General features: G+C 64.0%; 19 protein-coding genes. 14 read left to right on the top strand and 5 right to left on the bottom strand.

The window, feature by feature from the left end:
• The first annotated feature begins 5 nt into the window (after nt 1–5).
• The 3 genes from EDF61_RS17005 to EDF61_RS16995 all read left to right on the top strand — a co-directional run bounded on the left by EDF61_RS17005 (nt 6) and on the right by EDF61_RS16995 (nt 3765).
• Nucleotides 6–1895, top strand: coding sequence for a BCCT family transporter (locus tag EDF61_RS17005; RefSeq protein ID WP_133834907.1), 1890 nt, complete (start codon nt 6–8; stop codon nt 1893–1895).
• Between the two features lie 164 nt (nt 1896–2059).
• Nucleotides 2060–3265 carry an NAD(P)/FAD-dependent oxidoreductase gene (locus EDF61_RS17000; protein ID WP_133834906.1) on the top strand — a complete coding sequence of 402 codons (1206 nt, stop codon included), beginning with the start codon at nt 2060–2062 and terminating at the stop codon, nt 3263–3265.
• Between the two features lie 50 nt (nt 3266–3315).
• Nucleotides 3316–3765 (top strand): universal stress protein, encoded by a 450-nt coding sequence (locus EDF61_RS16995; RefSeq protein ID WP_133834905.1) that lies wholly within the window; start codon nt 3316–3318, stop codon nt 3763–3765.
• Here the strand turns inward: EDF61_RS16995 and EDF61_RS16990 are convergent.
• Entirely contained in the window at nt 3762–4112 is a 351-nt protein-coding gene (locus EDF61_RS16990) for a CHY zinc finger protein (protein WP_286172321.1), read from the bottom strand. The two genes, EDF61_RS16995 and EDF61_RS16990, sit on opposite strands and share 4 nt — an antisense overlap.
• A gap of 174 nt (nt 4113–4286) precedes the next feature.
• Between EDF61_RS16990 and EDF61_RS16985 the strand changes: the two genes are divergently transcribed.
• Together EDF61_RS16985 and EDF61_RS16980 are read left to right on the top strand one after the other, a co-directional pair.
• On the top strand, nt 4287–5666 hold the full coding sequence (locus EDF61_RS16985; protein ID WP_133834904.1) for an MFS transporter: 1380 nt from the start codon (nt 4287–4289) through the stop codon (nt 5664–5666).
• A 320-nt stretch (nt 5667–5986) separates the two neighbouring features.
• Nucleotides 5987–6529, top strand: a complete 543-nt coding sequence (locus EDF61_RS16980; RefSeq protein ID WP_133834903.1) for a P-loop NTPase family protein — start codon at nt 5987–5989, stop codon at nt 6527–6529.
• 7 nt (nt 6530–6536) lie between these two features.
• Here EDF61_RS16980 and EDF61_RS16975 read toward each other — a convergent pair whose 3' ends face one another.
• The gene (locus EDF61_RS16975; protein ID WP_133834902.1) at nt 6537–7466 is read right to left on the bottom strand and encodes a LysR family transcriptional regulator; all 930 of its coding nucleotides are present in this window, start codon (nt 7464–7466) and stop codon (nt 6537–6539) included.
• Nucleotides 7467–7607: 141 nt separating this feature from the next.
• On the opposite strand from EDF61_RS16975, the gene mmsB reads away from it, so the two are divergent.
• The 5 genes from mmsB (at nt 7608) to EDF61_RS16950 (ending at nt 12450) form a co-directional block, all read left to right on the top strand.
• Complete coding sequence (gene mmsB / locus EDF61_RS16970; RefSeq protein ID WP_133834901.1) at nt 7608–8552, top strand: 3-hydroxyisobutyrate dehydrogenase; 945 nt, start codon at nt 7608–7610, stop codon at nt 8550–8552.
• A 2-nt stretch (nt 8553–8554) separates the two neighbouring features.
• The gene (locus EDF61_RS16965) at nt 8555–9652 is read left to right on the top strand and encodes an alcohol dehydrogenase catalytic domain-containing protein (protein ID WP_133834921.1); all 1098 of its coding nucleotides are present in this window, start codon (nt 8555–8557) and stop codon (nt 9650–9652) included.
• Between the two features lie 31 nt (nt 9653–9683).
• Nucleotides 9684–10748, top strand: coding sequence for an ROK family transcriptional regulator (locus EDF61_RS16960; protein ID WP_105658888.1), 1065 nt, complete (start codon nt 9684–9686; stop codon nt 10746–10748).
• A gap of 70 nt (nt 10749–10818) precedes the next feature.
• Nucleotides 10819–11628 carry a polyphosphate--glucose phosphotransferase gene (gene ppgK / locus EDF61_RS16955; protein WP_105658887.1) on the top strand — a complete coding sequence of 270 codons (810 nt, stop codon included), beginning with the start codon at nt 10819–10821 and terminating at the stop codon, nt 11626–11628.
• A 6-nt stretch (nt 11629–11634) separates the two neighbouring features.
• Complete coding sequence (locus EDF61_RS16950) at nt 11635–12450, top strand: Cof-type HAD-IIB family hydrolase (protein ID WP_133834900.1); 816 nt, start codon at nt 11635–11637, stop codon at nt 12448–12450.
• Between the two features lie 104 nt (nt 12451–12554).
• Here the strand turns inward: EDF61_RS16950 and EDF61_RS16945 are convergent, their stop codons facing one another.
• The 3 genes from EDF61_RS16945 to EDF61_RS16935 all read right to left on the bottom strand — a co-directional run bounded on the left by EDF61_RS16945 (nt 12555) and on the right by EDF61_RS16935 (nt 15274).
• Nucleotides 12555–13721 (bottom strand): amidohydrolase, encoded by a 1167-nt coding sequence (locus EDF61_RS16945; RefSeq protein WP_105658906.1) that lies wholly within the window; start codon nt 13719–13721, stop codon nt 12555–12557.
• Nucleotides 13722–13791: 70 nt separating this feature from the next.
• Nucleotides 13792–14511, bottom strand: coding sequence for a hypothetical protein (locus EDF61_RS16940; protein WP_105658885.1), 720 nt, complete (start codon nt 14509–14511; stop codon nt 13792–13794).
• A 22-nt stretch (nt 14512–14533) separates the two neighbouring features.
• Nucleotides 14534–15274, bottom strand: a complete 741-nt coding sequence (locus EDF61_RS16935; RefSeq protein WP_133834899.1) for a DUF5058 family protein — start codon at nt 15272–15274, stop codon at nt 14534–14536.
• A 223-nt stretch (nt 15275–15497) separates the two neighbouring features.
• Between EDF61_RS16935 and EDF61_RS16930 the strand changes: the two genes are divergently transcribed.
• The 4 genes from EDF61_RS16930 to EDF61_RS16915 are packed head-to-tail and all read left to right on the top strand — an operon-like array spanning nt 15498 to nt 20691.
• A complete protein-coding gene (locus EDF61_RS16930; protein ID WP_133834898.1) occupies nt 15498–16952 on the top strand; it encodes an amidase in 1455 nt (484 codons plus the stop codon).
• A 24-nt stretch (nt 16953–16976) separates the two neighbouring features.
• Nucleotides 16977–18173 (top strand): CaiB/BaiF CoA transferase family protein, encoded by a 1197-nt coding sequence (locus EDF61_RS16925; RefSeq protein ID WP_133834897.1) that lies wholly within the window; start codon nt 16977–16979, stop codon nt 18171–18173.
• A 2-nt stretch (nt 18174–18175) separates the two neighbouring features.
• Nucleotides 18176–19732, top strand: a complete 1557-nt coding sequence (locus EDF61_RS16920; RefSeq protein WP_133834896.1) for a carboxyl transferase domain-containing protein — start codon at nt 18176–18178, stop codon at nt 19730–19732.
• Entirely contained in the window at nt 19729–20691 is a 963-nt protein-coding gene (locus tag EDF61_RS16915) for an Lrp/AsnC family transcriptional regulator (RefSeq protein ID WP_286134385.1), read from the top strand. The genes EDF61_RS16920 and EDF61_RS16915 overlap by 4 nt, the downstream gene beginning before the upstream one ends.
• Nucleotides 20692–20925: the final 234 nt, after the last annotated feature.

The following is a 20925-nucleotide window of genomic DNA, read 5'->3' as shown; positions in this document are numbered from 1 at the left end:
AGACGATGACCCAGAAAATCGACGACTCGGACTCCGCGGAGTCCAACAGCGAGCTGCCAAGGCCGCTGGACGCGGAGCCGGAGGCATCCCCGCATACTGCGCCGATTCCGGTGCATATGCATATTGCAGAAAATGACACCGACGCGCAGATCACCGCGAAGCTGCGCCGGCAGGGCGTGCGCCTGGGCAAGGGCGGGATCGCTCCGGCGGTCTTCTGGCCGGCGCTGGTCGTGATCCTCGCGGTGGCCGTGTTCGCCATCGTGCTGCCGGATACCGCAAGCACTACGTTCAACGCGATGCAGAACTGGATCGTGACGAACCTGGGCTGGTACTACATGCTGATCATCGGCGGCTTCGTGGCTTTGGTGATCGTCGTCGGCTTCTCCAAGCTGGGCCGGATCACCCTGGGCAATGACGGGGAGAAGCCTGAATTCGGGCTGTTCAGCTGGTTTGCGATGCTCTTCGCCGCCGGCATGGGCATCGGCCTGGTCTTCTACGGAGTGGGCGAACCGCTGATGTACGCCACCGTCGACCCGAAGCCCGGATGGGAAGGCACCGAAGGGGAACTGGCGGGCTTGGCCATGGCCCAGACCTTCATCCACTGGGGCTTGCATCCGTGGGCCATCTACGCAGTCATCGGCTTGGCCCTGGCCTATGCGATCCACCGCCGTGGCCGCCCGGTCTCCATCCGATGGGCGCTGGAACCGGTGCTCGGGGAGCGGGTCAAGGGCTGGCTGGGCGATGTGATCGACGTGCTGGCCATCTTCGGCACGGTCTTCGGCATCGCGACCTCGCTGGGCCTGGGCGTGCAGCAGATCAGCTCGGGACTGCAATCCATCGGGCTGGTGGATTCGGTGGACAACACGCTGCTGGTCATCCTCATCGTCGTGATCACTTTCCTGGCCACCATGAGCGTGGTCAGCGGCCTGGGCGCAGGCATCAAGTGGCTCTCGAACATCAACCTGTCCATGGCCGGGCTGCTGATGATCAGCGTGCTGCTGCTGGGCCCGACGCTGTTCCTGTTCCAGAACTTCGTGCAGTCCCTGGGCGTGTACCTGGCCAATTGGATGAACATGACCTTCGACGTCGGCGCCTTCCAGCAGAGCGAGGAAGCGCAGACCTGGTTCTCCAGCTGGACGGTCTTCTACTGGGGCTGGTGGATCGCATGGGCCCCGTTCGTGGGCATTTTCATCGCCCGCATTTCGCGCGGCCGCACCGTGCGCCAGTTCGTTTTGGGCGTGCTGCTGGTGCCGACCATCGTCGGTTTCCTCTGGTTCTCCGTGATGGGCGGCGCGGGGCTGTACCGCCAGTTCTTCGGAGCGGGGGACATGGTCCAGGACGGGGCGGTTTCCGCCGAGGGCTCGCTGTTCCAGATCCTGCAGGACCTGCCATTGGGCTCGATCCTCTCGGTGATGGCAATCATCCTGGTGGCGATCTTCTTCATCACCTCCTCGGACTCCGGGTCGCTGGTGGTGGACATGCTGGCTTCCGGCGGGCACCCGAACCCGCCGACCTGGTCCCGCGTGCTGTGGGCGGTGCTCGAGGGCTTGCTCGCCGCGGCGCTGCTGATGGCTGGCGGATTGCAGGCGCTGCAGGCCGGTTCGCTGGCCACGGCGCTGCCCTTCAGCATCATCATGATCATGATGGCGGTGGCGACCATCAAGGGGCTGCGCCACGAGAGCAAGACGCTGGAGATCATCGAGGCCAAGCTCCGCCTCGAGCGGGTCACCGAGCACGTCTCCGACGAGCTGTGGGCCACGCTCGAAGACCAGCCGGAGCTGCGCCGCTACGTCGATGACCGCATCGACTACCGGGTGACGCGCACCCGGGGTGCCTTTGGCCGCCGCGAGGAGAACGCAGACCGGGGGCGCCGGAAGAAGGACGGCGAGCGTTAGCAGCCGCCGGGGCAGGCGGATGACTGACAGCCGGCGAGCTGGCCGCAGGCAGCGGCCCGCTCGCCGGTTTCTCCTTTTCCCGGCAGTGAACTGGCCAGAGGTTGCCAAGCTGGCCATGGGGTGTGAGGATCAAAGTACATCGTCGTTGAGCAGTGGGGTGCAGCATGGAATCGATCGTTGTCCTTGGTGGCGGCCTGGCCGCCGCGAGCGTTGTTGGCGAACTGCGCGAGCTCGGCTACACCGGGGCGCTGAGCTTGGTCAGCGAGGAAACGCAGCTGCCCTATGAGCGCCCGCCGCTGTCCAAGGGGTTCTTGCAGGGCAAGGAGGAACCGGCGGACTTCACCGTCCATGACGCGTCCTGGTACGCAAGCCATGATGTCGCATTGCGTCTGGGCGTCGCCGCCACCAGCATCGAAACCGCCAAGCGGCAGGTGCTGCTGGCCGATGGCAGCGCACTGGACTACGACCAGCTGGTGCTGGCCACCGGTTCAAGGGCCAGCCTGGGCGGCCTAACTCCGATACCCGGTTACGACCTGCCCGCAGTGCACGTGCTGCGCACCTTGGACGATGCGAAGTCCCTGCGTGCAGAACTGGTCGAGGGCGCCCAGGTGGCTGTGGTGGGTTCGGGTTGGATCGGCATGGAAGTGGCGGCAGCCGCCCGCCAGCGCGGGGCACGGGTGACTGTCTACTCGCCCTCCGAGGTCCCGTTGGCCAAGGTGTTCGGCGAACGGCTTGGAAATCACCTCTTGGAGCTGCACCAGTCCCATGGCGTGGATGTGCGCACTGCACGGGTGCACGGCATCGAAGAAGCCGACGGGCACCTGCAGGTGCTTTCCGATGCGGGCTCCTCGCGTGCCGACCTGGTGCTGCTGGCCGTGGGTGCGCAGCCGAATGTGCAGCTGGCCGAGACTGCCGGGCTGGACGTGGACTCCGGCGTCGTGGTGGATGCCTCGCTGCGCAGCAGCGACGCGCGGATACTAGCCGTGGGGGACATTGCCCAGGCCTTCAACACCGCATTGCACAGGCAGCTGCGCGTCGAGCACTGGGATAACGCGATTCGCCAAGGCAAGCTGGCCGCGGCCACGCTGGCCGGGGAGGAAAGGTCCTATGACTGGCTGCCCTACTTCTTCACCGACCAATTCGATCTCGGGATGGAATATGTCGGGCATGGTTCGCCCGGGGATACGACGGTGGTGCGCGGGGATATGGAATCCGGGGAGTTCTTGATGTTCTGGCAGGACGGATCGGAAATCACCGCTGCGGCGAACGTGAACATCTGGGATTCCAATGACACCCTGCGCGGGCTGGTGGGCCGGGAGATCGACGCTGACCGGCTCAGCGATCCGGCCATAGCGCTCAAGGATTTGTGAACTGCAGTTCCTTCGACCGGAACTGCCAATAAGGGAAGCGGGTAGAGCTGATGAGCACTATGGTCATGGGCGTGGAATCGGGCATGTCCCCGGCGGTCTTGGCGGCGGCCGGTGCCCTGGCACGCGGGCTGGATGCACGATTGGTGTGCATCCACGCTGATTCCGGACGCCTGATTGCCGACAAGCTGTCCGAGGGCGACCTGCTGGCTTCGGCCAGCCCGGTTTCCGAGGAGCTCGCCTGGGAAATCACTTCGGTGATTACCGGCGTCGAGCTCGAGAGCTACACCGTGGCCGGCGACCCTGCCAAGGTGCTGGCTGCGGTAGCCGAGCAGCTCGATGCGCAGATGATCGTCGTCGGCACCCGCCGTCCGGGGATCCGCAGCAAGATGGCCCAGCTGATGGACGGGTCGATCGCCGTGGCGCTGGCCCACAAGCAGCATCGTCCGGTGCTGGTGATCCCGCAGCAGCCTGCACAAGAGAACGAACTGCCCTGGGACTAGCTGGCTGGCTTCATCTCGAAGTACAAGTCCAGATGCAATTTGCAGCCGGGATTGAACAGGGCCTGGCAGTTCGGGCAGGAACTGGCATCGAGGTACTTCGCCGGGCTCAGCTGCGTGCTGCAGACCCCGCAAAGCACGGCGGGTTCATCGAACCGGTCCGCCGGCCACGGCGTTGCCTCGTGATCGGCCAGTTCGCCATGGCATAGGTGGCAGGGGTAGAAGGTGGCGCAGCAGTCGTGCTTCAGCGCGATCACATCGAACAAAGAGTGGTAGTGGGCGCAGCGGGTTTGCGCATCCATGCGCACGCCTCGCAACGCCACCTGGTGCACGGGGTTTTCCCAAGCCATCATCCTCGACCTTTCATGCAGCCGCCGCTGCGTGTGCAAAAATGCACGCTGAATGTGCAGAATCCGCCTCCCACTATGCCTCGTTTCGCCTATCTTTCGCGATGTGATCTAGGCCATACTCGCTGATGAAGCCGGTTCCAAAGGGGGGACTGGCGTGGGCGGAAGGAACGCACAGTGGCAAGCGAAACGTCATCGAAGGCCGAGCGCAAGGGATTGCGCCGGGTCGTAGCAGCCTCCATGGCTGGCACCGTCGTCGAATGGTATGAATTCTTCCTCTACGCGACCGCGGCAACCCTGGTCTTCAACAAGATCTTCTTCCCGGATACCGGCAACGATCTGGATAACATCATCAAGGCCTTCCTGACCTACGCGGTCGGTTTCATTGCCCGCCCCATCGGCGGCATCGTCTTCGGCCACTTCGGCGACAAGTACGGACGCAAGCACCTGCTGCAGGTGGCGATCGTGCTGGTCGGCGCAACCACCTTCCTGATGGGCTGCCTGCCCACCTTCGACTCCATCGGCTATGCCGCACCGATCCTGCTGATCGTGCTGCGCTTCGCCCAGGGCTTCGCCGTGGGCGGGGAATGGGGAGGCGCGGTGCTGCTGGTGGCCGAGCACGCGCCGAACAAGGAACGCGGCTTCTGGTCCTCCTGGCCGCAGGCCGCAGTGCCGGTGGGCAACCTGCTGGCCACCGTGGTGCTGCTGGTGCTCTCGGCAACGCTGAGCGAAGCGGCCTTCCTGGCGTGGGGCTGGCGCATCGGCTTCTGGCTCTCGGTGGTGATCGTGGTCGTCGGCTACTACATCCGCACCCGCGTTTCCGATGCCCCGATCTTCAAGGAGGCCAAGGCTGAGCTGGAGCAGAACGCGGCTGCCGGCTACGGCGTGGGCGAAGTCTTCAAGCGCTACCCGCGCGGGGTGTTCACCGCCATGGGCCTGCGCTTCGGGGAGAACATCATGTACTACATGGTGGTGACCTTCTCCATCACCTACATGGCCACCCAGCTGGACATGGACACCTCCACGATCCTTGGCCTGATGCTCATTGCCCACGTGATCCACGCGATCCTGGTGCCGATCGTCGGCCGTTTCACCGACACCCTCGGCCGCCGCCCGGTCTACGCCACCGGCGTGGTGCTCATGGCCGTCTGGGGCGTGGCGGCCTTCCCGCTGTTCAATACCGCCAACGATGCGGTCATCCTGGCCACCATCGTGCTGGGCTTGGGTGTGCACGCGCTGATGTACGCCGGGCAGCCGGCCATCATGGCCGAGATGTTCCCGACCCGCATGCGCTACTCGGGCGTTTCGCTGGGCTACCAGGTCACCTCGATCGTGGCCGGGTCCATGGCCCCGATCATCGCCACCTTCCTGCTCAAAGTCTACGGATCCTGGGTTCCGGTGGCCGGCTACATTGTGTTCGCCGCCCTGGTCACCCTGGTGGCGGTGTTCTTCATGAAGGAAACCAAGGGGCTGGACCTCGGCGAGATCGACGAGGCGGACCGGCTGGCAGTGAACGGCGAAAATGCCGCCCGCGATGAACTGAAGATGCAGAAGTAAGCCGCAAGATCCAGCACGACGCCGAAGGCCAGCTCCACGGACGGGGCTGGCCTTGGGCGTGTTCAGTGGCCTGCGGGCGGGCCATCGGCTTGCGCCGCCGTTGCCGATCTGCGAGTCTGGCAGCCAAGAAGGGCGGGGTTCGGTGGAAATCACCGTCCCCAGCATGATGCGATTGCGAGGTGCACGGGCAGATGGGAATCGAGTACCTGTTGGCGTTCCTGTTCGGTATTGGCTTCGTTGCCGCTTGCGCTTCATACGGGCGGCGCCGGAGCAGCAAGAAGAATAATGAAAAGTAGCCAAGGTTGCCCTCGGGGCTCTGGATGAAGCGGTGCAGGCTGCATATCTTCGGTGCCAGCGGCAGTGGCACCACGACCCTCGCGCGCGCCGTGGCCGATGCCTGGTCCGTGCCGCATGCCGATAGCGACGACTACTTCTGGGTTCCCACCGATCCTCCATACCGCGAGCAGCGTGCGCCGGCTGCCCGAACCATGCTCATGAACCAGGTCTTCGTTCCGCGCAAAGCCTGGGTACTGTCCGGATCAGTGCAGGGATGGGGAGAAGAAGTCCTGTCGCAATGCGATGCCTTCGTTTTCCTGACGCTGGATCCCCAAGTGCGCCTGCGCCGTCTTGCAGAACGCGAGAAGCAGCGCCTGAGCGGGCAATCCCTGGAACTCGGAGCCCTGGAACAATTCATGGCGTGGGCAGCTGGCTACGATGACCCGGACTTCAGCGGACGCAGCCGCGCCCGCCATGAGGCCTGGCTGGAGAACGAAGTCCGCCCGGTGCTCCGGCTGGACAGCGCCCGATCAGTGGCGCAGCTGCTGCAAGCCATCGTGGACTGGGAATCCGCCGGGCCACGGTGAACGGCGCCTAGCCGGAGGACAAGTTGTACGCCGGGAATGGCGGGATGAACCAGTCGCCGGCGGTGGCTGCATCATTGAGCGCGCGCACCGTTTCCTGGACCGCGCGGCTGCGCAAGGCTTCTTCGCGTCCCACCAGCCAGTACTCGGACTGGTAGGTGAACTGGTCATGGAGCACCGGAACCATATTCGGGTAGTGCTCCGAGAGGAAAGTGGGGAGCAAGCCGATGCCTGCATGGTTCATGGTGGCCGCATATTGCACCGCGATGCTGGTGGAGGAAATCGCGCGGTGCATTGGCGGCAAGGCGCCGGTGGCCTCGTCGAGCTTGTCCACCGTCAGCGCGGTGTCGATGTAGTAGTTCAGGCTATGCCCGGCCAGGTCGGCAACCTGTGCCGGGGTGCCGTGGGCTTCCAGGTATTCGGCCGTGGCGTAGAGCCGCAGCTCGTAATCCAGGAGTTTTGTGGAGGCCGCCTTGCGGACGCTGGGTTCGCCAATGACAATCTCCAAATCCATGCCGGTCCGCGTCTGCCGTGCACGGGTGGTTTCCGAAACGATCTCGAAGACCAGTTGCGGATGCTTTAGCTGGAGCTTTGCCAGGGCCGGAGCCGCCAGGTGGGCGCTGAAGGCGTCGGGAGCGGCGACGCGCACATGGCCGGCCAATGCACCGGTCTCCTTCTGGGAGCCGATGGCTTCCACGGCCTGCTCGATGGCTTCCGCGCTGGACATGGCCCGGCGCCCCAGGTCCGTCAGTTCCCAGCCGTTGGGAGAGCGCGTGAGCAGGTGGCCGCCCATGGCTTTTTGCAGTGCGTCGATGCGACGGGAAATCGTCGAGTGGTTCACCCCGAGAACATTCGCGGCGGCGGTGTAGCGGCCCAGGCGCGCAACGGTCAGCAGGGCAATGAGGGATTCGAGATGGCGGTAATCGATCTGACGGTCCATGGTCCACAGTCTGCCATGCCTCGTGTGCGCTAGCGCACACTAGGCCTGCGCAATTGGCGTGCCCCAGTGCATTGAGTCTGGCACGCCGCGCACCCTACGCTGGCCTGACAAGGACAATACTCAAGGACGAGGGGTGTGCAGATGAGCACGTACGCATGGATTGGCCTGGGCAACATGGGCGGACCGATGACCGCGAATCTGGTGGCCGCAGGGCACACCGTGCGCGGCTACGACCTGGACGAGCAGGCCTGCGCCGCCGCGGCCGACGGCGGAGTCCAGATAGCCGGATCGATCGCCGAAGCCATGGACCAGGCCGACGCCGTGTTCACCATGCTGCCCAAGGGAGCGCACGTGCGCGCGGTCTATGAGGGCGGCGCCGGCATCTGGGCCAACGCCAGCAAGGACATGCTGCTGCTGGATTCCTCCACGGTGGACATCGAAACTTCCCGCTACATCCACGCGGGCTCCGCGCAGCGCGGCCTGCACTTCGTCGATGCGCCGGTTTCCGGCGGCATCTCCGGGGCCGCGGCCGGAACCCTGGCCTTCATGCTCGGCGGGGCACCGGAACTGATGGAGCAGGCCACCGGATTCATCGCCCCGATGAGCGGGAAGACCATCGTCGCCGGGGGCCCCTCCATGGGCATTGCCGCCAAGATATGCAACAACATGATGCTGTTCATCGACCTGATGGCCAGCGCCGAAGGCTCCCAGCTGGCCGAGGCCCTGGGCCTGGACCCGGAAGTCTTCTGGCAGATCGCCTCGGTCTCCTCGGGACGCTCCTGGGCGCAGCAGACCTGGTATCCGGTGCCGGGCATCATCGATACCGCCGCGGCGAACAACAACTTCGAGGCCACCTTCCGCACCGACTTGGCCCGCAAGGACATCGGGCTGGCCCTGGACGCGGGCGCAAGCACCGGGGTGCAGCTGCCGGCAGCCAGCTTGGCCCGCGAGCACTTCGACGAACTGATCGAGCAGGGGCTGGGGGACAAGGACTGCTCGCTGATCGTGAAGAACTTGTTGCCAGATGGTGCCGTGCGCGGGTGGAACCCGGAGTCGGCCGAGGCCAACCAGCCAACCGCGGGCTGAGCATGCGCCGGATCCATGCCGCGGTGCTTGAGCGCCGGGAGAACCAGCGGCCCTATGCCAAGCACCGGCCGCTGGCGATGCGCCAGCTGCAGCTCGAAGAGCCCGGGCCCGGCGAAGTGCTGGTGCGCATCACCGCGGCCGGACTGTGCCATTCGGACTTGTCGGTGATCGACGGGAACCGGCCGCGTCCGCTGCCGATGGTGCTGGGCCATGAGTCAGCAGGCATCGTCGAGCAGGTGGGTGATGGGGTGGATCTGGACATCGGCCAGCAGGTGATCTCGGTCTTCCTGCCGCGCTGCGAGAAATGCGAAGCCTGCGCCAAGGGCGGCAAGCTGCCGTGCAGCGCCGGCACCGCGTCCAATGGCGCCGGGACCCTGCTGACCGGCGCTCGCCGGTTGGCCCTCGACGGCCAGCCGGTCCATCACCACCTCGGTGTCTCGGCCTTTGCCGACTACGCGGTAATGGATGCGCGCAGCCTCATCCCGGTGGGCGCGGATGTTCCTGCTGAAGTGGCCGCGGTGCTGGGCTGCGCGGTGCTCACCGGCGGCGGTGCACTGCGCAATGCCGCCGGGGCAACCGGCGCCCAGGATGTTGCCATCGTCGGCCTGGGCGGGGTAGGCATGGCCGCCTTGCTGGTGGCCGCGGGGCAAAGGAGCACCGGCAGGATCCTGGCCGTTGACGCCAATGAGGACAAGCTGGCCACCGCGCTGGCATTGGGCGCCGATGAAGCCTTCACGCCGCAGGCCCTGGGGCAGCGCACCGCCGAAATCGTGATCGAGGCCGCGGGGCATCCGCGTGCCTTCGAAACCGCCTTGCAGGCCACCGGCGTGGGCGGAACCCTGGTGACCGTGGGGCTTCCGGCTCCGGGCGCGATGAGCAGCATCGAGCCCCTGGGCCTGACCGCAGGAGCACGCACGATCATCGGCAGCTACATGGGTTCTGCCCTGCCGAAGAAGGATATTCCCTACTACGAGCAGCTCTGGCGCTCCGGCAAGCTCCCTGTGGAGAAACTCGTGGAAACCAGGCCGCTGGCCGAGGTCAACGACGCCCTGGATGCACTAGCCGAGGGACGGTCGGTGCGCCAAGTTCTGCTGCCCTGAAATCAGGGCAGAAGGCCAGTAGGATTGGTGGGTGACTGATTCCACTGCGGGGCCCCGTGCCCTGGCAACGCTGACTGACATCCGGGTATTCGATTACCTTTGCCAAGCCCCGGCGACCCGTACCCAGATCGCTGCGGATCTGGGGATCTCCAAGCCCACCGCATCGCAGGCGATCTCGCGCCTGCAGGAGAACGGCCTGGCCTCGGCCATCGAGCGGGACAACGAGCCCAAGCGCGGCCGCGTTCCCGAGCACTATGCGCTGGACAGCGGCTTCGGCCACCTGCTGGCACTGTGCCTGCAGGCAGAATTCCTGCAGGTCCGCGCCACCGACTTGGCCGGAAAGACGCTGGTGGACCGCTTCTACCCGCTGACGGCGCAAACCACCGCCGCGCAGGTAGAGCAAATGGGAGCCCGCGAGATCTCCCGCGTGGCCGCTGAGCTCGGCTCCCCATTGCTGGCCGGGGCCGTGAGCCAGTCAGCCCCGGTGCAACGCGATGGCGGGCTGCGAGTCCTGGCCACCCCGATTTTCCCTTCCTCCGGGGCCAACCTTGCCGGCCAGTTCGCCGGCGGGGTTCCGGTGCTGCTGGATAACGACGTGAATTGGATGGCCCTGGCCGAAGCCGGGGAGCTGGCCGGTTCCTTGATGATGATCTACATCGGTTCCGGCCTGGGCGCAGGCCTGGTCATCGACGGTGCGCTGCACCGCGGCAAGCACGGCACCGCCGGCGAGCTGGAGACCCAGCTGGTAGGCACCGCGAACCTGCGCGATGCGCTCGGCGAGGCCGGGATGTTCCAGACCCGCGTGCTCTGGGAAAAACTGGCCGATGAACGGAACTGGCCAGCCTTCCTGTCCCCGTTCGGCCGTGTCCTGGCCAACCTGATCGGCTTCGTCGATCCGCAGCGAGTGGTGGCCATCGGCCCGGGGCTCACGCCTCAATTGTGCGCGGCGCTGGAAAGCGAACTGAACAGCTTGCTGCCCAAACCGGTTCATGTTCAGCTTTCCACCTTGGGAACCGAGGCCGCGGCACGCGGCGCTTTGGCCGGCGCCCGGGAGCTGGCCTTGGCCAACTTATGGGAAAACTACCGGGTACGTTGACCAAAGTGATCCAAGCTATATATTGTAAAGAGTCCTTAAAATTTTATTTGCTTCACCGGGGAGACCACTGATGGCACCATCTGACGCATCGGCATCCACGTCGCAGTTCGCTGCCATCGGGCTTGATCTGGGCGGCTCGTCGATCAAGTACGGATTGGTTGGAACCGACGGCAAGCTTGTTGAGAGCACCTTCAGCAAGGCAGCTACCCCTGAGGGCGCGCATCCGGATGCTGTCGCCCAGGTGATGGCGGGCATCGTTGCCGACCTGCAGGAGCTCACCGGCGACGAGCTGGCAGGAATCCCCGCTGGCGTCACCGTGCCTGGCATCGTCATCGACGGCGTCGTGCACTCGGCGGCCAATATCGACAAGGCCTGGATCGGCTTGGACGTCACCGCCACCTTCAGTGCGATCCTGGGCCGCGACGTCTTTGTGCTCAACGACGCGGATGCCGCCGGCGTGGCCGAGGTCTACGCGGGTGCCGGAGCCGAACATGGCAAGCCGGTCAAGGGCAGCACCTTGCTGCTGACCCTGGGCACGGGCATCGGCTCGGCCTTCTTCCGCGACGGCGTGCTCTTCCCGAATGTCGAATTCGGCCACCTCGAAATCGACGGATTCAATGCCGAGAGCAAGGCCGCCGCGCGAGTCATGCACGAGGAAAACCTCAGCTGGGAGCAGTACATCGCCCGCCTGCAACGCTACCTGTCCCACGTGGAATTCCTGTGCAGCCCGGATTTGATCATCATCGGCGGAGCGATCTCGGAAGACCACGAAAAGTTCCTGCCGCAGCTGGAACTGCGAGCCAGGATCGTGCCTGCCCAATTCAACAACGCCGCCGGGGTCTTGGGCGCTGCGCACCGCGCGCTGAAACCCGGCAACTAGGAACCTATGCATACGATTGACCCGAAGGCCCAGATCAAGCTCGTCGCCGTTGACATGGACGGCACTTTCCTGGACGGCGAAGGCAAGATCCCCGAGGCATCGTGGGCTGTGATCGACAAGCTCCAGGCCCGCGGCATCAAGTTCGTGCCAGCTTCCGGGCGCCAGTTCGCGACCCTGCGCGAGCAGTTCGCCCCCTTGGGGGAGATCGCGATCATTGCCGAGAACGGGACCGTCGTGATGCACGGCGAGAACGAGATCTACTCCAACATCATCGACCCGCCATCGGTAGCCGCCGTCATCCAGGCCGTGCGCGGGCAAGCGGCGCTGGATGCCGGATTGGTGCTGTGCGGACGCCGCACCGCCTATGTGGAGCGCGCCGATGAGCAGTTCGCCAACGCCGTGGCCCCGTACTACCGCGCCGTGCAGGTGGTTGAAGACCTGGCCCAGGTCGAGGACGAGATCATCAAGATGGCCGTCAACGTCGGCACCGGCGCCGTGCAGGAAATGGCGGCAGCGCTGCAGGTGCCGCTGCAGGTGGTGATCTCCGGCAGCCACTGGGTGGATGCCATGAACCATGGCGTGCACAAGGGACTGGCCCTGGCAGCCTTGCAGGACAAGCTGGGAATCAGCGCGGATGAAACGGCAGTTTTCGGCGACTACCCCAATGATCTGGAAATGATCAAGGCCGCCACCTACTCCTTCGCCATGGCCAATGCGCATCCGGTGGTGGCAGAAGCCGCGAACTTCACCGCGCCTTCCAACCTCGAGCACGGTGTGCTGCAGGTGCTCGGCGCCTACCTCGATGGGCGTACCCGGCTCTAGCCAAACCGGCAAGAACATTCCGAAGGCCCGGGCGGAAGGAGTGTTCCTCCACCCGGGCCTTGGCATGCCGCCGGCGGCGCGATCGACTTGGGAACCGGAGTCCGCTACCTGGCCAGGTAATGCCCCAGGCCCGCCAGCGCGGCGCGAACCCCTGTTGCCAGGGAAAGCTCGTAATCAGGCAGGAAATACGGCGAGTGGTTCACCGGTGGCGCCTCGTCACGGGGCAGGAACCCGCCGAAGAACCAGTAGACGTACGGCACCGAAATCTCATCTCCCAGAGCCCCGAAATCCTCGGATCCCATGGCAGCGGGCAGGTCGACAACTTTGCCTTCCCCGAGTTCCCGGCTCAAAGCCTCCTTGACCTGCTCGGTGTGGCCCGGATCATTGTGCAGCTTGGGGAAGGAATTCAGCGTTTCGATCTCAGGTGCCGGAGCATTCGACGCGGCGGCTTCGGCGCTCACTATGCGTGAGACCCCATCCAGGATTTGGGTGCGGGTCTGCTCATCGAAGGTCCTGATGTTCAAGGTGAATTCGGCGCGATCCGGGATGATGTTCTCCTTCAACCCGGCGTGGAACGAGCCGCAGGTGAGCACCGCAGGAGTCTGAGGGTGCAATTCCCGCGAAACCAGGCTCTGCAGGCGCGTGATCGTGTGCGCGCCCTGGACGATCGGGTCGATGGAGTCTTGCGGCTGTGAGCCGTGGGACTGCTTGCCGTGCAGCGTCACCTTCAGCGAATCAGCCATTGCCATGGCGGGGCCGCTGGTCAGGCCCACCGAGCCCGCGGCGAAAGGAAAGACATGCTGGCCGAGGATGACCGAGGGTACCGGGGCCTTGTCCCACAGTCCGTCTTCGAGCATGGCCCTGGCACCAGCGCTGGTTTCCTCGCCGGGCTGGAAAATCCACACGATGGTTCCGTTCCACGCCCCCGTCTGCTCGGCGAGCCGGGCAGCGGCGGTCAGCGCCGCGGTGACATGGGTGTCGTGACCGCATCCGTGCATGACCGGGACGTCAGTGCCATCGGCCAGCTGGCCGCGAGCTTCCGAAGCATAACTGGCTCCGGTATCTTCCGCGATGGGCAGGCCATCGGTATCGGCGCGGAACCCTACCACAGGCCCCTCGCCATTGCGTTGGATGCCGACGACGCCGGTACCGCCGCAGACGAAGTTCTCGATTCCCATGGTGTCGAGTTGCTTGCCGATATAAGCGGCGGTCGCGCGTTCCTGCATTGACAGTTCGGGATTGGCATGCAGGTGGCGATACATTTCGTGCATAAGCTCGGCTTGCTCGCCAGTCAGGACGGTTTGCAATGCGCCAGCGGGTTGGGTATTCAAAGTGACTCCTTTAGTCAGCAACGGGCGTGTGGACTGCTTTGCGATCGCGCACGATCCACGAAACGATGATGGAGAAGAGCACAACCAGGGCTGTGCCGAACAGGGCCAAGGATGGAACCAGCGGGATGACCACGAAATACATGGTCAGCGACAGCACGATGGCAACTATGGTCGGGCGAACCTGCTTCATGGCGACGATGGCCTGGACAAGTACCGCTCCCATCAGGGAGGGCAAGATGTAGATTCGGGCTACCTCGATCATGTCGTTTGGAATGATCGAGACCAGCCAGGACCCGAAGATCCCCACGAAGACCAGCAGGCTGGTCAGGTGGACGGTGGCCGCGCCGCCGATGGCCATCACCGAGGCCAGATCGCCGCGCCTGGTGCCGGGCTTGGCGTTGATCGCGGACTGGGCCACGATGGCGGCAGGCAGCAGCTTGTTGGAGATATTGCCGATCATGAAGGCCTGGTACATAGCTGCCGAACCCAGGATCGGGAAATAAGTCAGTGGTTCGACAAACCAGAAAATTCCGAAGGTGGCCGCAACGGCGGCGAAGGCGACCCAGATCATCGAAGGGCTGATGTCGAGGTCCGTGAAGAATACGAGGTAGATCGGGCCGAGCAGCGAGAGGATCAAGCCGGCTGTCATGGTCAGTGAACCGTAGCGTGTGGTCTGCTGCTCGAAGCGGGCCATCGAGGCGTCCGCAGTGGTCATTGCTGGTGAGCTCATGGGTTCTGTCCTTTCTAATTCGCTATGCGGTGTGCATCAGGTAGCCGGCGGTGATCGAGATCAGGATCGCGAATCCCAAGGCCCATTCCTTGAGCCATTTGGCTTGGAGCACTTTGGCCAAGAAGAGGAACAAAGCCATGGAGGCTGCCGAGATCAGCACCAGCGTCATGTGGATGCTGGACTTGGGAATTTCGGCGATGGTCAGCATGCTGAACGCTCCGAGCAGGGCTGCGGTGGGGATCAGGGCCATGGCCGCTGGGTTGCGCTTGGCCAAGGACTTGCCGCCGCGTTTCAGGACCGGGGTCAGCAGCAAGGTGCAGAGCATCCACATGCCTCCCGATAGGCTCATGGCCATGAAGGCCACGGCGAAAACTTGTTGGGTGTAGGTATCCCCGCCGAGCATCGAGCCCATGGATTGGGCTGCCAAGTTGGCGCTGGCCGTTTCCGTGGAGGCCGAGCCGATCAGCCCGATGCGGACAAGAACGGCTGGCGTTCCGAACAGAGCCAGTAATGCGATGGCGACCAGCACCACCGAGAGGGATGGCCCGATCGAGGCGACGGCACCGGCACGGAAGGCTTCCTTGACTTCGCGGACGGGCATATCGACATGGGGTGCTGCGGCCTTGGCAGCACGGACATAGAGAATGGTCTGGACGAAGATCACGGCGAAGACGCCCAGAGCGCAGAACCACAGGAAAGGGCTGTTGGTGACGGCCCAGATGTCAGTTGAAACTGGATCGCCGGCTGCAAGGGGGAAATGCATCGGAACTCCTTCGATATTCACCAGCATGATGTGATGCCGGTCTCATTGAATTCAAGGTTCCTCCTATTGGAGGCCTTCGGCAAGGAATGTCGGAATTAGCCATATTTATGGCGAGATCCCCCAAAATGGCGAGTTTTCTTGAGGAGTATTCCATTTGCGGTCAACGTAGGCGGAAGATTGTGACACATATCGCAATGCAGTCATCCTTTAGAAAGGCACGGCCATGAACGAGATCCAGCAATTGAGCGCCACGGAGCTCACGGCAAAGATCCGCAAGCGCGAGTTGTCGGCGCGTGAGGCCTTGGAGAGCCATATCCAGGCAATCGATGAAGTTAACGCCCAAATCAACGCCGTGGTCATCACGGATTTCGAACGCGCGCGAATCCTCGCTGCTAAGGCCGATGAAGCCACGGCGGGAAACGAGCCGACTGGAGTGCTCCACGGTCTGCCGATGACGCACAAGGACACGTTCAACACCGCCGGCTTGCTGTCCACCCAGGGGTCGCTGGCATTAAAGGACAACGTCCCAGAGCAGGACGACTTGCAGATCGCCCGACTGGCAGCAGCAGGCGCGATCAGGACGGGGAAGACCAATGTCCCGGAATTCGGAGCCGGATCGCATACCTTCAATGAATTGTTCGGCACCACGACGAATCCCTATGCGGTGGATCGATCGGCCGGAGGCTCCTCAGGCGGCGTAGCCGCCGCGGTCGCCGCTAGGATCCAGCCGCTCGGTGACGGCTCAGACATGGGCGGTTCGCTGCGCATTCCGGCCAGTTTCTGCAATGTCATTGGTTTCCGGCCCTCCTACGGGGTCATCCCGCTGGAGGCGGAATCCAATGCCTACTCCTGGCTGGCCCGTTCGGGACCGATCGCACGCACGGTGGAGGATATCGCGCTGTTCATGCGAGCCAGCGCAGGTGACGACAGGCTTCCGACCCCGAACAAGCTCTCAGCCAGCGATTTCGGCACTCCCGAACCAGAATTGCGCGGAGTCCGCATCGGCTATAGCTTCGATTTCGGGATCGGTGTTCCGATCGAGCGCGAGGTCGTAGAGGTATTGCATCGCCAACTCTCGGTTTTCGAGGCCGCTGGCGCAATTGTCGAAGAGGCGTGCATTGACTTTACCGATGCCGACGAAGTCTTCGGCAACACCAGGGCCTTCGATTTCGCCACTAATCTTGGCGGACTAGTGCGGAGCCACGGCTCGCTGATCAAGCCCGAGGTCCTCTGGAATGTCAAGAAGGGGACGGACCTCGACGGAGAAGTCATGATTTCGACGATGGCGGCCCGAACCCGGCTGGAACGAGCAGTTCAGCGCTACTTCTCGCGCTACGATCTGTTCCTCTCCCCGGCAACCCAGGTCTTGCCCTTCGACGCAGCGCAGCGCTGGCCTGAGCAAATCGCTGGAACCCGCGCCGAGACCTATCTGGACTGGATGCGATCTGCCTGCCTGCTCTCGGCCACGAGCCTGCCGGTCATCGCCATGCCAGGAGGCTTCACCGAGTCCGGGCTTCCGGTGGGATGGCAGCTGGCGGCGAATCACTACAAGGACGCCCAGCTGCTCAATTGGGCTGCCGGCTACGAGGAGCAGAACCGCTTCGCGGACGTGATGCCGGTTCTGGCCACTGATCCGCAGTCGGTGGCCGTCAATGCAGTCAAGACCGCCAGCGCCTGATACCGGAATTCTAGAGAGGCAAATATGAACAAGGAACAGCACAGCACCGGACCGCTGTCCGGGTACACCGTCATCGACTTGTCGCGGGCCTTGGCTGGACCGCATGCCACGATGATGCTTGGCGATCTGGGAGCCCGAGTAATCAAGGTGGAAAATATCCAGGGCGGCGATGACACCCGAGGCTGGGGTCCGCCCTTCGTCGGGCCGGAGGAGGACCGCCAATCGACCTATTTCCTCTCGTGCAACCGCAACAAGGAATCCATTGCCCTGGATCTGAAGAGCCCCGACGGAATCCAGACCCTGCGCAGCCTGCTGACGCAGGCCGATGTCCTGGTAGAGAATTTCCGCCCCGGAGTGTTGGACCGGCTCGGCTTCGACGATGCAGCCCTGCAGATGATTAACGGAAAGCTCGTGACCCTCTCGATTTCCGGCTTCGGCCATGACGGCCCTGAAGCCTGGCGCAGCGGATACGACCAGATTCTGCAGGGCGAGGCCGGGCTGATGTCGCTGACCGGTTCCGGACCGGAGGACCCGCAGAAAGTCGGCGTTCCCATCGGAGACCTGCTGGCCGGGATGTACGGATCCTACGGCGTGCTGGCGGCCCTGCTGGAACGCGAGCGCACGGGCAGAGGCCAGCATGTGCGCACCTCGCTGCTCGCATCGATCATCGGAGTGCATGCCTTTCAGGGCACCCGCAGCACGGTTGCAGGACAGGTTCCGCGCGCCCAGGGCAACCACCATCCATCCATCGCGCCCTATGGACTGTTCCGCAGCGCCGATGGCTTTGTGCAAATTAGCGTGGGCAGCCCGAAGCTCTGGGATTCACTGGTGGCGGCATTCCAGCTGCCAACCGAGGGGTTCGAAACCAATGAGCATCGCGTCGAACGGCGTGACGAGCTCATCGAAGCCATCGAAGAAAAGTTCATGCGCCACGGTACCAGCCAGCTGCTGGAAATGCTCGGTGAAGCCGGCGTCCCTGCCGGCATCGTCAGAACCCTGGATGAGGTGTACGAATGGGACCAGGTGCGCTCGCAAGGCCTGGCATTGAATGTCCAGCACCCGTTGCTAGGGGAGCTGACCCTCCCAGGCGCGCCGCTGCGGTTCTTCGAGGGCGGCAAGGAAGTCACCCGGACCGGGCACTCCGCTCCGCCACTGCTTAACCAAGACGAGCAGCGGATCCGGGAATGGCTCAAGACCCGCGCGCAGCAGGCGGTGCGTTGAGTATGGTGCAGGAGAAAATCGAGCACATCAGTGCACAGCACATGATCGACCAGGTGCTCGATGCGGGCAGCTACGAGAGCTGGGATGAGCCGGCGGATTATTCATTTGCCGATGACGCCTACCGGACCCAGCTGGAAGAAGCGGCGCGTCGTTCGGGGGCCGACGAAGCTGTGCTAACCGGCTCCGGCACAATCAATGGCCGGGAAGTGGCCGTCGTCCTCTCCGAATTCGGATTCCTGGCCGGATCAATAGGCCAGGGCACCTCCCGCAGGATTGCTTCGGCATTCGAAAAAGCCGCCGCATTAGGACTGCCGGTACTGGCTTCCCCGGCCTCGGGCGGAACCCGGATGCAGGAGGGAACCCCTGCGTTCGTGTCGATGGTGCACATCACGGCCGCGGTTAGGGCGCATTCTGCTGCCGGGTTGCCATACCTGGTGTACCTGCGGCATCCCACCACCGGAGGGGTCATGGCGTCGTGGGGATCCACCGGGCACATCACCATCGCCCAGCCCGGTGCCCTGCTGGGATTCCTTGGTCCGCGCGTGTACGAGACCATCTACGGCAAACCCTTCCCGCAGGGAGTGCAAGTCTCCGAGAATCTCCAGAAGCACGGCCTGATCGACGCCGTGGTCCCGGTCCATGAGCTGGGCGGGCTGGTCAACCGGGTGCTGGCAATCATCGCCCCGGGAGATCCGATCGACTCGATTGCCGGCTACCCCTTGGCAGATGACCGGAGACTCACCGAATCCCAGGTGTGGGATGCCATACTCGCCACGCGCAAATCCCGACGCCCCTCGGTGCGCCACGTCATCAAGTACGCCGCCAGCGATGCGTTGCAGCTTTCCGGGAGCGCCGAAGGGGAAAGTGATCCGCGTATGTACCTGGCGCTCGCGCGCTTCGGGGGCCAGCCGGCGGTGGTCATCGGCCAGGACCGGTCGCGGATAGACCACTCCGAAAACCTCGATCCGCTGGGGCCTGCCTTCCTGCGCGAAGCCCGGAGGGGGGCGCTGCTGGCACAGAATCTGGGCATAGCGATGCTCACCGTGATCGACACCGAAGGAGCGGCGCTGAGCCGTGAGGCCGAGGAAGGCGGCATGGCCGGGCAGATTGCCCGCTCGCTGAGCACCTTGGTGGGCATTGGCGTTCCGAGCGTTTCGCTGCTGCTGGGCCAGGGCACCGGAGGCGGCGCACTGGCCTTGCTGCCGGCTGATATCTCCATAGCCGCAGCAAACTCCTGGCTCTCCCCGTTGCCGCCGGAGGGAGCCAGCGCGATCATGTACCGGGACACGGAGCACGCCGCACCGTTGGCTTATGCCCAGAAAACCGATGCATACTCGCTGCGACGTGCGGGGATAGTACAGGTGATCGTCCCCGAGGAGTATGATGTGACCACCGCTCCGAAGCGCTTCTCGCTGGAAGTCGGAGCGGCAGTGTCCACGGCGCTTGCGCAGCTTGCGGCGACAGATGCCGCGCAGCTGCCTGGCCGGCGCGCGCTGAAGTATGCATCGATTGGCCGGCCGAAAACGGCCAACCAGGAGGTGCGGGACGCCGCTGGATGACTAGAACAGAGGAACGGATGATCGAGCTGAGCACGGTGCAACGCCGCATCATTGCCGCCCTCCAAGTGGACGGGCGAGCCACCTGGCGGAAGATAGCTGCCGTGCTTGACCTGCCTGAACGCTCGGTCGCCCGCCATGGCGCGTGGCTGCTGGAGAATGGGCTGGTTACGGTTGCGGCGATCCGCCACCGCGAGCATTCGCTGCTGATCGCGTGCACTTGCGCCCCGGGCACCGGGCGGATTGCCAGTGAATCCTTGTCTTCCCGGCCGGATACCAGCTTTTCCTACCAGGTCACTGGCCGGGAGGATCTCGTCGTGGAAATGCACTACAACGGAGATGTGACCGAAGTGCTCTCGCTGGAACTGCCTGCTACGCCGGGGGTCTCGTCGATTGTCGTGTATCCGGTGTTGAAGTACTTCAAGACGATCCGCGGGTGGCGCCTGGGATCCTTGAAGCCCGCAGAAGAGCTTGCCTTGCAAAAGGACCCGGATGTCACGAGCTGGCGCATCCAGCCGAACCTCAACTCCAAGGACGAGCAGATCATCGATGCTTTGCACGATGACGGCAGAGCCAGCTTCGAGTCGATTGCCCGCCGGGTGGCGATGAGCGAGACCTCTGTTGCGCGGCGGATCGATTGGCTCCTATCCACCGGGCAGATCGCCATTCGCGCCCTGGTTGAGCCCCTGGCCGTGGGGTTGCCGGTCGAGGCATTGCTCTGGGTTTCGACGACGCCATCCCAAGTCGAAAAATTGGGCCAGCGACTCGCCACCCGACCGGAAGTTCGCTATGCAGCGGCCGTGGCCGGGGATTGCCAGTTGGTGGTCGACGTGACGGTGGCCAACCAGGCCGAGCTCTATGACTTCATTTCCCACAGCGCCTGGGGGAACTCGATGCTGCAAGTTAAGGCCTCTCTGGTGGTTAGCGCCCGCAAACGCGGTGGGCGGCTGATCAGTAGCTGAACCAGATCAGGAAACCGCGTCGTGCAGCACCAGAATTCAACTGGAGTCCAACTCGTCTTTGGCCGCTGTTCGCCGCTGGGCCCAGGAAGGTGAACGGCAGGTGAACACTTCGCCGTAAGGCGATAATAATGCGTAATATCGCCTCAAGGGTTCGGAACCGCTTCGGAAGTGGCATAGTCTCACGATACCGAGCGGCATGGCTTCGCTCGCGCTGTTAACAACCAGTTAACGCTG

The sequence above is a fragment of the Arthrobacter sp. JUb115 genome, assembly GCF_004365035.1.
Lineage (GTDB): Bacteria > Actinomycetota > Actinomycetes > Actinomycetales > Micrococcaceae > Glutamicibacter.
The sequence above is the reverse complement of the archived record's forward strand: the minus strand, read 5'-3'. Positions and strand labels throughout refer to the sequence as shown.

What these genes read in the sequence shown, in the direction of transcription:
- ppgK (WP_105658887.1), top strand. Translation starts at nt 10,819, where the DNA reads ATGGCACCATCTGACGCATCGGCATCCACGTCGCAGTTCGCTGCCATC.
- EDF61_RS16920 (WP_133834896.1), top strand. Translation starts at nt 18,176, where the DNA reads ATGGTGCAGGAGAAAATCGAGCACATCAGTGCACAGCACATGATCGAC.
- EDF61_RS16915 (WP_286134385.1), top strand. Translation starts at nt 19,729, where the DNA reads ATGACTAGAACAGAGGAACGGATGATCGAGCTGAGCACGGTGCAACGC.
- EDF61_RS16930 (WP_133834898.1), top strand. Translation starts at nt 15,498, where the DNA reads ATGAACGAGATCCAGCAATTGAGCGCCACGGAGCTCACGGCAAAGATC.
- EDF61_RS16980 (WP_133834903.1), top strand. Translation starts at nt 5,987, where the DNA reads ATGAAGCGGTGCAGGCTGCATATCTTCGGTGCCAGCGGCAGTGGCACC.
- EDF61_RS17000 (WP_133834906.1), top strand. Translation starts at nt 2,060, where the DNA reads ATGGAATCGATCGTTGTCCTTGGTGGCGGCCTGGCCGCCGCGAGCGTT.
- EDF61_RS16990 (WP_286172321.1), bottom strand. Translation starts at nt 4,112, where the DNA reads ATGGCTTGGGAAAACCCCGTGCACCAGGTGGCGTTGCGAGGCGTGCGC.
- EDF61_RS16935 (WP_133834899.1), bottom strand. Translation starts at nt 15,274, where the DNA reads ATGCATTTCCCCCTTGCAGCCGGCGATCCAGTTTCAACTGACATCTGG.
- EDF61_RS17005 (WP_133834907.1), top strand. Translation starts at nt 6, where the DNA reads ATGACCCAGAAAATCGACGACTCGGACTCCGCGGAGTCCAACAGCGAG.
- EDF61_RS16945 (WP_105658906.1), bottom strand. Translation starts at nt 13,721, where the DNA reads ATGCACGAAATGTATCGCCACCTGCATGCCAATCCCGAACTGTCAATG.
- EDF61_RS16965 (WP_133834921.1), top strand. Translation starts at nt 8,555, where the DNA reads ATGCGCCGGATCCATGCCGCGGTGCTTGAGCGCCGGGAGAACCAGCGG.
- EDF61_RS16975 (WP_133834902.1), bottom strand. Translation starts at nt 7,466, where the DNA reads ATGGACCGTCAGATCGATTACCGCCATCTCGAATCCCTCATTGCCCTG.
- mmsB (WP_133834901.1), top strand. Translation starts at nt 7,608, where the DNA reads ATGAGCACGTACGCATGGATTGGCCTGGGCAACATGGGCGGACCGATG.
- EDF61_RS16940 (WP_105658885.1), bottom strand. Translation starts at nt 14,511, where the DNA reads ATGAGCTCACCAGCAATGACCACTGCGGACGCCTCGATGGCCCGCTTC.
- EDF61_RS16925 (WP_133834897.1), top strand. Translation starts at nt 16,977, where the DNA reads ATGAACAAGGAACAGCACAGCACCGGACCGCTGTCCGGGTACACCGTC.
- EDF61_RS16995 (WP_133834905.1), top strand. Translation starts at nt 3,316, where the DNA reads ATGAGCACTATGGTCATGGGCGTGGAATCGGGCATGTCCCCGGCGGTC.
- EDF61_RS16950 (WP_133834900.1), top strand. Translation starts at nt 11,635, where the DNA reads ATGCATACGATTGACCCGAAGGCCCAGATCAAGCTCGTCGCCGTTGAC.